General features: G+C 52.4%; 1 pseudogene. It reads right to left on the bottom strand.

The window, feature by feature from the left end:
* Positions 1–698 (bottom strand): annotated as a pseudogene (locus J5069_RS23735) (TonB-dependent siderophore receptor); the annotation flags it as partial.

The following is a 698-nucleotide window of genomic DNA, read 5'->3' as shown; positions in this document are numbered from 1 at the left end:
ATCCAACCCGGTCAGCAAGGTATGGTTCACCGCGCTAGTGATGAAACGTGCTTTCAATTGGGTGTCGATCCCCAATTCATCAGCATCTATTTTTTCGCGCTGCTGGTTACGCGTTAGCGTCGTATCCGTGGCGCCGCCACCGGTGCTATAAACCAGAGATTTATAGTTATCCAGCAGTTGTGAGTAGCGCAGATTCTGTTGAACAGAAATATCCCGGTTAAAGGCGTGCTCAAAAATATAACCAAACGCTATCTGCTCACGCGTTGAGTGATGGTAATTCGGATCGCTGACATTCAGCGAGTAAGGAATATACCCAGCGTCGGTGGCAAACACCGTGCCGTGAGCGGGCAGGAAGTTACGAAAACCCGCCTCAGGATCGTATTGGTAACGGGTCAGTAAGGTCAGACTGGTATCGGCATTGGGCAACCACGTCAACGCCGGGGCAATCGCCATGCGTTGTTGTCTGGCATCTTTAACAACTTGCTGACGGATATTGGCTATTCCGTTCAAGCGGTATAACAGTGCGCTGTCATCGCTCAGCACGCCGCCAACATCAAACGCGGCCTCACCAAAGCGTTGGTTACCCGCGCTAAGCTGCACGTGTCGAATCTTTTCTGCCGTGGGGCGTTTGCTGGTCATAATGACCGTACCGCCAGGTTCGACCTGACCATACATGACAGACGCCGGGCCACGAATCA

Source organism: Candidatus Symbiopectobacterium sp. NZEC127 (genome assembly GCF_025962675.1).
GTDB lineage: Bacteria > Pseudomonadota > Gammaproteobacteria > Enterobacterales > Enterobacteriaceae > Symbiopectobacterium.
This window is presented reverse-complemented; position numbering and strand designations above follow the sequence as displayed.